Below are 8646 nucleotides of genomic sequence, written 5' to 3'. Positions count from 1 at the left end.
GGTTGGGGGCCGACCCCGACGGCCCGTCGGGGTACGCCGCGACAAAAGTGACCCCCGCCGGGCGACCGACGGCAGATGGCGGCGACGGCCGGCGCGACCAGCATCGGGGCCATGAATTCGGTGCTCGACCTGCTCCACCAGACCATGTCCTCGCCCTGGGTCTACCTGGCGCTGTTCGCCGTCGCGGTGGTCGACGGCTTCTTCCCGGTGGTGCCGAGCGAGACCGCCGTGATCACGGCCGGGGTGTTCGCCGCGACCGGCCAGCCCGACCTGCCGCTGGTGGTCGTGGTGGCCGCGCTCGGCGCGCTCGTTGGCGACCACGTCTCGTACGCGATCGGCCGCCACGGCGGCGGCCGGCTGCTGGCCCGGCTCCCGGCGGCCGTTCCCGCTGCCCAGGTGGCGCCGGGCCGGAGTGGTCGGGGCAGCCGGCGGCGGGCCGCGCTGGAGCGGGCCCGGCGGGGCATCGCGACGCGCGGCGGGCTGATCCTCATCGTGGCCCGCTACGTCCCGGGTGGACGGACGGCGGTCACCCTGACCATGGGGGCGGTCCGGTACCCCCGGCGGCGGTTCCTGGCCTTCGACGCGCTGGCCGCCGTGTCGTGGGGGAGCTACTCGGCGCTGGTCGGCTACCTGGGCGGGCTCGCCTTCGAGCGGGACCCGGTCCGCGGGCTGCTGCTCGGGCTGGGGCTGGCGCTGACCCTGACCGCGATCGTCGAGGCGGTGCGCTGGGCGCGCGGCCGGCGGATGCGGGCCCGGGTCACCCGGCCGGCGGGTGCCAGGTGATGCCGCGCAGCAGTTGGTCGGCGCCGAGCCAGGCCACGTTCATCATCCGGGTCGCGGTCTTCTCCGGGTCCGCCTCCGGGTGGTCGGCCAGCCAGTCGGCCAGCGACTCGGTCGCACCGACCAGGGCGTACGCGACGACCTCCAGGTCGGTGGCACCCACCTCGCGCCCCTTGGCGCGCAGCGCGTGGTCGAGCATGCCGGCGACCACCTCGACCAGCCGGCCGCGCATGGTGGCCAGTTCGGCGGCGAACGGCTGCTCGCCGCGGGCCTGCCGGTAGAGCACCGCCCAGCCGTCCCGGTGCGCGCCCACGAAGCCGAAGAAGGCGCGCAGCCCGCGCCAGAGCCGCTCGTCGGCGGGCAGGTCGGGAGCGGCCGCCCCGGCGATGGCCTCCATCATCCGGGTGCCCTCCCGGTGCAGGCAGGCGACGAAGAGCTCCTCCTTCGTGCCCAGGTACGCGTAGACCATCGGCTTGGAGATGCCGGCGTCGTCGGCGATCTCGTCCATGCTGGACGCGTGGAAGCCCCGGCGGGAGAAGACCTTGACCGCCGCGTCGAGCATCTGCTGCTCGCGCACGGCGCGGGGGAGGCGCTTGAAGGTCGGTGTGCTGGACACCCTTGCGAGCATACCTACTCGTGCGTAGGGTTACGCCTGAGTAACCAAAGTCGGCTCGCCCGAGAGGTGCATCCCCCATGAGTGACTTCGACCCGGCCAACTTCGCGAACGTCGGCCCGAAGGAGTTCGCGCAGCTGGTCAAGTCCACCCCCGACGACAAGATCGCCGAGGTCATGTCCGGCGACCTGCGCGGCAAGATCCTGAGCGAGGTCTTCAACCGGATGCCGACGCTGTTCCGGGCCGACCGGGCCGGCTCCACCAACGCGGTCATCCACTGGAACATCACCGGTCGCCCCGACGGTGGCACCGACACCTACGAGATCGTCATCGAGAACGGCACCTGCGCCGTCTCGGAGACCCCGACCCGGGACCCGAAGCTCAGCCTGACCATGGGCCCGGTCGAGTTCCTGAAGATCGTCTCCGGTGGCGGCAACCCGGTCATGATGTTCATGACCGGCAAGCTGAAGGCCAAGGGCGACCTGGGCCTCGCCGCCAACATCGCCAACCTGTTCGACATCCCCAAGGCCTGACATGGCCGAGTTCTCGCTCGACCTGAACGAGGAACAGCGGGACCTTCGCGACTGGGTGCACGGCTTCGCGGCCGAGGTCGTGCGCCCGGCCGCGGCCGAGTGGGACGCCCGGGAGGAGACTCCCTGGCCGATCATCCAGGAGGCCGCGAAGGTCGGCCTGTACGGCTTCGAGTTCCTCGCCACCTGCTGGGCCGACCCCACCGGGCTCTCCCTGCCGATCGCCAGCGAGGAGCTGTTCTGGGGTGACGCCGGCATCGGCCTGAGCATCTTCGGCACCTCGCTGGCCGTCGCCGCCATCTACGGCGCCGGCACCCCCGACCAGCTCGTCGAGTGGGTGCCGCAGTGCTTCGGCGACGTCGACCAGCCGGCGGTCGCCGCGTTCTGCACCACCGAACCGGAGGCCGGCTCCGACGTCGGGTCGATGCGGACCCGCGCGGTCTACGACGCGGCCACCGACGAGTGGGTGCTCAACGGCCAGAAGGCGTACGCCACCAACGGCGGCATCGCCGGCGTGCACGTGGTCACCGCCTCGATCGAGCCGGACCTGGGCTCGCGGGGGCAGGCCGCGTTCGTCGTGCCGCCCGGCACGCCGGGGCTCACCGCCACCCGCAAGCTGCGCAAGCTCGGGCTGCGCGCCTCGCACACCGCCGACGTCTTCCTCGACGACGTCCGGGTTCCGGGGCGCTGCCTGCTCGGCGGCAAGGAGGCGCTCGACGAGCGGCTGGCCCGGGCCCGCACCGGCCAGCGGGCCACCGGCCAGGCGGCCATGCGCACGTTCGAACTATCCCGCCCGACCGTCGGCGCGCAGGCGCTCGGCGTGGCCCGCGCCGCGTACGAGTACGCCCTCGACTACGCCAAGGAACGGGTCCAGTTCGGACGACCGATCATCGAGAACCAGGCGGTCGCGTTCGCGCTCGCCGACATGAAGATGGAGATCGACGCGGCCCGGCTGCTGGTCTGGCGGGCCTCCTGGATGGGCCGCAACAACCGGCCGTTCACCGCGGGTGAGGGCTCGATGTCCAAGCTCAAGGCCGGCGAGGTGGCCGTCTCCGTCACCGACCGGGCAGTCCAGCTCCTCGGCGGCGCCGGCTTCCTGCGCGACCACCCGGTCGAGCGGTGGTACCGGGACGCCAAGATCTACACCATCTTCGAGGGCACCTCCGAGATCCAGCGGCTGGTCATCTCCCGGGCCATCTCCGGCATGCAGATCCGCTGATCGCCGGCGGACCCCGACCCGACCCGCGACGGCACCGCCGTGCCGGGCGTACCGCCGTCGCGGGTCGGGCTGCCGGTCCGCGCTTCGGATTCCGCTGGCTGGGCACCTGATCACGTGGGCTGGGCCCCGCGCCGCCGCCGGTGCATGATCGGGAGAACACGAACGCGAAGGAGGTTGCGAGTTGGACCTGCCGTTCATCGTCGCCACGCTGACCCGACGCGGACTGCTCAACCCGGGCCGCCCCATCCGGGTGGCCTCCCAACTCAACGCCCTGCGCCGCTGGGGCTGGAGCCTCGCCGGGGAGCTGCGCCAGGCCGCCGCCCGCGACCCGGGGCGCATCGCCGTCGTCGACGAGCAGGGCACCTCACTGACCTACCAGGAGTTGCTGGACCGGTCGGAACGGCTGGCCCGGTCGCTGCGGGCCGGGCTCGGCGTGCAGGCCGGCGACCGGGTGGGCGTGCTCTGCCGCAACCACCACGGCCTCATCGAGGCGATCGTCGCCGCCATGCTGCTCGGCGCCGACGCCGTGCTGGTCAACACCGGTCTCTCCGCGGCCCAACTGGCCACCGTGGCGGAAGAACAGGGCCTGCGCGTGCTGGTGCACGACGCCGAGTTCGCCGAGCGGGTCCTCGGCCTTCCCGCCGAGCTGCACCGGGTCGACGAGCGCCGCCAGGAGGAGCTGATCGCCGGCGCGCTGCCCGGGGACCAGCTCCAGCCGCCGGAACGGGATGGCCGGACCATCGTGCTCACCTCCGGCACCACCGGCGCGCCCAAGGGCGCCCGCCGGCCCACACCGCACGGCTTCGGCCCGCTGGTGTCCATCATCGACCGGATCCCGCTGCACGTGCACGACACCGTGCTGATCGCCGCGCCGATCTTCCACACCTGGGGGTACGCCGCCCTCCAGGTGTCGTTCGCGCTGCGCGCCACGATCGTGCTGCACCGCCGGTTCGACCCGGCCGCCACGCTGGCCGCCCTGGCCGCGCAGCCCTGCGACGCGCTCTTCGCCGTACCGGTGATGCTGCAACGGCTCATGGAGGCGCCGCCGCCCGAGCCCCGGCCGCCGCTCAAGGTGGTCGCGGTCAGTGGCTCCGCCCTTCCGGGCGGCCTGGCCACCGCCTTCATGGACCGCTTCGGCGACGTCCTGCACAACCTCTACGGCTCGACCGAGGTGTCCTGGGCCTCCATCGCCGGCCCGGCCGAACTGCGCGTGGCACCCACCACGGCGGGCCGCCCGCCGCACGGCACCCGCGTCGAGATCGTGGACGACGCCGGCGAACCGGTCAGCGACGGGCGGGTCGGCCGGATCTTCGTGGGCAACGAGATGCTCTTCGAGGGCTACACCACGGGCGCCGGCCGGGAGAGCCGCGACGGCCTCCTCGACACCGGCGACCTGGGCCGCATGAACGCCGACGGACTGCTCTTCGTCGACGGGCGGGCCGACGACATGATCGTCTCCGGCGGGGAGAACGTCTTCCCGTCCGAGGTGGAGGACCTGATCGCCCGGCTGCCGCAGGTCCGCGAGGTCGCCGTGATCGGCGTACCGGACCCGGAGTACGGCCAGCGGCTCGCCGCGTTCCTCGCCCTGCACCCCGGTGAGACGCTCGACCCGGAAGCCGTCCGCGAGTACGTCCGGCACTACCTGGCCCGCTTCTCCGTGCCCCGCGACGTGGTGTTCGTGAGGTACCTGCCGCGCAACGCCACCGGCAAGGTGCTCAGCCGCGAACTCCGCCGCTACTACAGCTGAGCGGGTTCGCCGGGGCGGGTGCGCGCAGGCCGCCCCGGACCTCACGGATAGAGGGTCAGCCCCGGCGATCGGGCCAGCTCGTCGAGTTGGTCCATGGTGAGCAGCGGCTCGGGCGCCGTGGTGGTGCTGCCCTCCGGGCCGTCCTGGAAGTTGTTGGTGACGGCGAGCACCGCGCTGCCGTCCGGCCGCAGCACCAGCACGGTCAGCTGCCGCTGGCCGGGCTCCCCCGGTAGCGTGCTCCGGACCGTCGCCGTGCCGTCCGGATGGCCGACCACCGTGCAGTCCTGCGGGTTCACGGCGTACTCGCAGCTCGGTGGCATCTGGTCCCGCGCGGTCGGCCGCAGCTGAAGCAGGAGGAGTCCCCTGTGCTCGCCCTGCCGCAACCAGCCACCCGCCTCGTACTCCCGGTAACTCGGATGGAACTGGAACTGCGGCTCGGTGCAGCCGGGCTGCGCCGACTCGACCCGCACACCGGCCGGAAGCCGATCCCGCAGCGCCTCCCGCAGGGCACCGGTCAGCCGGATCACCCCGTCCACCGGCGGTTCGGTGGGCCGGACGCGAACCGTGCCGTACGACTGCAGCGGCGCCTGCGGGCCACTCGGCTTCGGACTGACGCCGGCGCAGAGGCTGACCTCGGGCGAGGGAAAGGCGCTCGGCAGGCCGGCCGGCGCCGGCCAGGGAGTGCCCCCGCCGACCACCAGCGCCGGCACCCCCAGCACGGCAGCCGCTGCGGCGGCCGCACCCGTGCCGCTCCACACCCAGGTCCGCTGCCGACGACGCCGCCCCTCGGCGCGGATCAGCCCGTCGACGTCGATCCGGGTCGGTGGCGGGTCGGCCACCACCGCACGCAGCTCCTTGCCGATCTCATCCATGCTCCTCCGCCTCCCGCGGCTTGGTCCGCGCGGTGACCAGGCGGCCCCGAAGCGCCTCGATGGCCCGTGCGGACTGACTCTTCACCGTCCCGACGCTGCACCCCAGCTCGTGCGCGGTCTCCTCGACGGACAGATCGCAGAAGTAGCGCAGCACGAGCACCGCCCGACGGCGCGGGGGCAAGTCGGCGAGGAGAGCGAGAATGGTGACCCGGTCCGCCGTTGCCTCGGTCGCCGGGCGCACCGCGCGGTCGGGTACCTCGGCCCAGGCGGCCTCCCGCCGCCACGGCCGCCGCCGTTCGTCCAGCCAGGTCCGCAGCAGGGTCCGCCGGACGTACGCGTCGGGGTTGTCCATCGCGGAGACCCGCCGCCAGTGCCGCAGCAGCTTCACCAGCGCCGTCGACACCAGATCGTCGGCGGTGTGCCAGTCCTCGCACAGCAGGTACGCCGTACGGCGCAGCGGATCCAGGCGTGCCGCGACGTACTCGCGATAACCCTCGATGTCGGCCGGCAATCCCACCACCTCCTCACCTCACGACTCAAACGGTGGCGAGGAGGTGCGGGGTTGCCCGGTCAGCCGGGAATCGTGATCCGGCCCTCGATGGCCAGGCTGGCGATGTCCGAGCGGTGGTGCGACCCGGCCAGCTCGATGCCCCGTACCACCTGGTAGGCGGCGTCCCGCGCGGCGGCGAGGGTCGGGCCGGTGGCCGTACCGCAGAGGACCCGGCCGCCGGCGGAGCGCAGGCTGCCGTCGGCGTCGCGGCGGGTGCCGGCCTGGATGACCCCGGCGCGGTCCGCGCCGGTGATCACGTCACCGGTACGCGGTGCCGCCGGATAGCCCTCGGCCGCCACCACGACGGTGACCGCCGCGCCGTCGCGCCAGCTCAGCGGCGGGTGCGCGGCCAGCGTGCCGGTGGCGGCGGCGTGCAGCAGCCCGGCCAGGGGCGTCTCCAGCAGGGCGAGCACCACCTGGGTCTCCGGGTCGCCGAAGCGGGCGTTGAACTCGATCACGCGCGGGCCGGCGGCGGTGATCGCGAGGCCCACGTAGAGCAGGCCGGCGAACGGGGTGCCCCGGCGGCGCAACTCCGCCAGCGTCGGGTGCACGACGTCGCGCATGACCTCGTCGACCAGGCCGGGCGGGGCCCAGGGCAGCGGCGCGTACGCGCCCATGCCGCCGGTGTTCGGCCCGGTGTCGCCGTCACCGACGCGCTTGAAGTCCTGGGCGGGCAGCAGCGGCACGGCGGCCTCGCCGTCGGTGACCACGAAGAGGGAGACCTCGGGACCGGACAGGTACTCCTCGATCACCACCCGGCCGCACTCCTCGGCGTGCCGCGCTGCCGCGGCGCGGTCATCGGTCACCACGACGCCCTTGCCGGCGGCCAGCCCGTCGTTCTTCACCACGTACGGGGCACCGAACTCGTCCAGCGCCTTCCCGACGCTCTCCGCGTCGACGCAGGTGAACGCCCGGGCGGTCGGCACACCGGCCGCGGTCATCACGTCCTTGGCGAAGGTCTTCGAGCCCTCCAGCCGGGCCGCCTCGGCCGACGGGCCGAACGCCGCGATGCCCTTGGCCCGCACCGCGTCGGCAACCCCGGCCACCAGCGGCGCCTCCGGCCCGATCACCACCAGATCCGCCGCCACCTCGACGGCGAGCGCCGCCACAGCCGCCGGATCGGCGCCGTTCACGTCCCGCAGCTCCGCCACGGCCGCGATCCCCGGATTACCGGGAGCCGCGACCAGCGCCGAGACAGAGGGATCGCCGGCCAGTCCGAGCGCGAGCGCATGCTCCCGCCCTCCACCACCCACAAGAAGAACCCGCACGACCCCGCATCCTACTGGCCACCCCACCCCATCTTGTTGATCAAGAAGTTTGCGTCTCAGATGCGGCCCTCGGTGACGCAAACCTCTTGATCAACGAGGTCGTCGGAGGGCCTGGGCGACGGTGTGGGGGATGTAGTCCGGGCGGAGGGTGTCGGGCCACGTGAAGCGGAGGACGGTCCAGCCGGCGTTCGTCAGGCGGTTCTGGCGCACGCGGTCCTCGTAGACGGCCTGGGGCGTCTGGTGTGGGGCCTGGCCATCGGCCTCGGCGATGATCCGGGCGCCGCGCCAGGCCAGGTCGCCGATGCCGAGCAGATAGCCGTCGTCGTCGCGAACCTCCAGTTGCAGCGTGTCGGGCGGCACGCCGCCGTCCACGCACCGCAGGCGGACCCGGGTCTCCAAGGGCGACTGGGCCCGGCCGTCCGACTCGGCCAGGCAGCGGCGGGCGGCCACGGCACCCCGGCGACGGGCGATGAGCGCCGCCACCAGGGACAGATGCGACTCGTCGATCAGTTGCCGGTTGAGCGCCGAGTCGACGACGCACACCGCGGGGTAGCGGTCGGCCCGGAGAATGACGTCGGCCACCGTGCGAACCGGGGTCGTGACCGGGATGCCGGCGGTGCTGCAGACATCGGCCGGACCGGAGGTGAGCTGATGCACCACCAGATCGGGATCGGGTGGGCGCTGCGGACGGGGACGGTCCGGAGGCACCGAGACGTGGACCGCCGACGTGGCGCGCAGGCCACCGATGCGATGCAGCTCGGCGGCGGTGTCGAGCACGGCGACGGCCCCGGCGCCGAGACTCTCGACGGCCGCCCGGATGCGGGCCCGCCGGAGCGCCGCCACGTCCAGCTGCGGCGCCGGCACGAAACAGCCCCGCGCCACCCTGATCCACCGCCCCGACCGCGCGAGATGGCGGATCTGGTCCCGACTGAATCCCAGCGACACCGCCTGCGCCGCCGTCACGACCCCACCCTGCCGGGCAGCGACCCGACTCAACGCAACCCGATCAGCCACCCACCCAGGCTGCCCACGATGCCCACCGCAAGCACCCCCTGTGGAAAACCCTG

The 8646-nt window shown here is 73.4% G+C and carries 9 protein-coding genes; 4 read left to right on the top strand and 5 right to left on the bottom strand.

The annotated features are described in order from the left end of the window. Positions 1–111: 111 nt before the first annotated feature. On the top strand, positions 112–783 hold the full coding sequence (locus tag F8274_RS28640) for a DedA family protein (protein WP_151465476.1): 672 nt from the start codon (positions 112–114) through the stop codon (positions 781–783). Here the strand turns inward: F8274_RS28640 and F8274_RS28635 are convergent. Next, positions 758–1396 (bottom strand): TetR/AcrR family transcriptional regulator, encoded by a 639-nt coding sequence (locus F8274_RS28635; protein ID WP_192580033.1) that lies wholly within the window; start codon positions 1394–1396, stop codon positions 758–760. The genes F8274_RS28640 and F8274_RS28635 overlap by 26 nt on opposite strands. Before the next feature lie 77 nt (positions 1397–1473). Here F8274_RS28635 and F8274_RS28630 point away from each other — a divergent pair, with 77 nt between their 5' ends. From F8274_RS28630 to F8274_RS28620, 3 genes are all read left to right on the top strand, one after another. Then, a complete protein-coding gene (locus F8274_RS28630) occupies positions 1474–1926 on the top strand; it encodes an SCP2 sterol-binding domain-containing protein (protein ID WP_151465474.1) in 453 nt (150 codons plus the stop codon). Position 1927: 1 nt separating this feature from the next. Further along, a complete protein-coding gene (locus F8274_RS28625; RefSeq protein WP_151465473.1) occupies positions 1928–3142 on the top strand; it encodes an acyl-CoA dehydrogenase family protein in 1215 nt (404 codons plus the stop codon). Positions 3143–3323: 181 nt separating this feature from the next. Beyond that, positions 3324–4889 carry an AMP-binding protein gene (locus F8274_RS28620; RefSeq protein WP_151465472.1) on the top strand — a complete coding sequence of 522 codons (1566 nt, stop codon included), beginning with the start codon at positions 3324–3326 and terminating at the stop codon, positions 4887–4889. 41 nt (positions 4890–4930) lie between these two features. Here F8274_RS28620 and F8274_RS28615 read toward each other — a convergent pair whose 3' ends face one another. The 4 genes from F8274_RS28615 to F8274_RS28600 form a co-directional block, all read right to left on the bottom strand. Next, on the bottom strand, positions 4931–5761 hold the full coding sequence (locus F8274_RS28615) for a hypothetical protein (protein ID WP_151465471.1): 831 nt from the start codon (positions 5759–5761) through the stop codon (positions 4931–4933). Next, complete coding sequence (locus F8274_RS28610; RefSeq protein ID WP_370518286.1) at positions 5754–6281, bottom strand: SigE family RNA polymerase sigma factor; 528 nt, start codon at positions 6279–6281, stop codon at positions 5754–5756. Before F8274_RS28610 ends, F8274_RS28615 begins: the two co-directional genes overlap by 8 nt. A 50-nt stretch (positions 6282–6331) precedes the next feature. Next, a complete protein-coding gene (purD, locus tag F8274_RS28605) occupies positions 6332–7579 on the bottom strand; it encodes a phosphoribosylamine--glycine ligase (RefSeq protein ID WP_151465470.1) in 1248 nt (415 codons plus the stop codon). Between the two features lie 90 nt (positions 7580–7669). Further along, the gene (locus tag F8274_RS28600; RefSeq protein ID WP_255474591.1) at positions 7670–8542 is read right to left on the bottom strand and encodes a type IV toxin-antitoxin system AbiEi family antitoxin domain-containing protein; all 873 of its coding nucleotides are present in this window, start codon (positions 8540–8542) and stop codon (positions 7670–7672) included. Positions 8543–8646 lie beyond the last annotated feature (104 nt).

This window comes from Micromonospora sp. AMSO31t, assembly GCF_008868175.1.
Classification (GTDB): Bacteria; Actinomycetota; Actinomycetes; order Mycobacteriales; family Micromonosporaceae; genus Micromonospora.
The sequence above is the reverse complement of the archived record's forward strand: the minus strand, read 5'-3'. Positions and strand labels throughout refer to the sequence as shown.

Coding starts and splice junctions, on each gene's coding strand:
- F8274_RS28615 (WP_151465471.1), bottom strand. CDS start 5,761: ATGGATGAGATCGGCAAGGAGCTGCGTGCGGTGGTGGCCGACCCGCCA.
- F8274_RS28630 (WP_151465474.1), top strand. CDS start 1,474: ATGAGTGACTTCGACCCGGCCAACTTCGCGAACGTCGGCCCGAAGGAG.
- F8274_RS28640 (WP_151465476.1), top strand. CDS start 112: ATGAATTCGGTGCTCGACCTGCTCCACCAGACCATGTCCTCGCCCTGG.
- F8274_RS28625 (WP_151465473.1), top strand. CDS start 1,928: ATGGCCGAGTTCTCGCTCGACCTGAACGAGGAACAGCGGGACCTTCGC.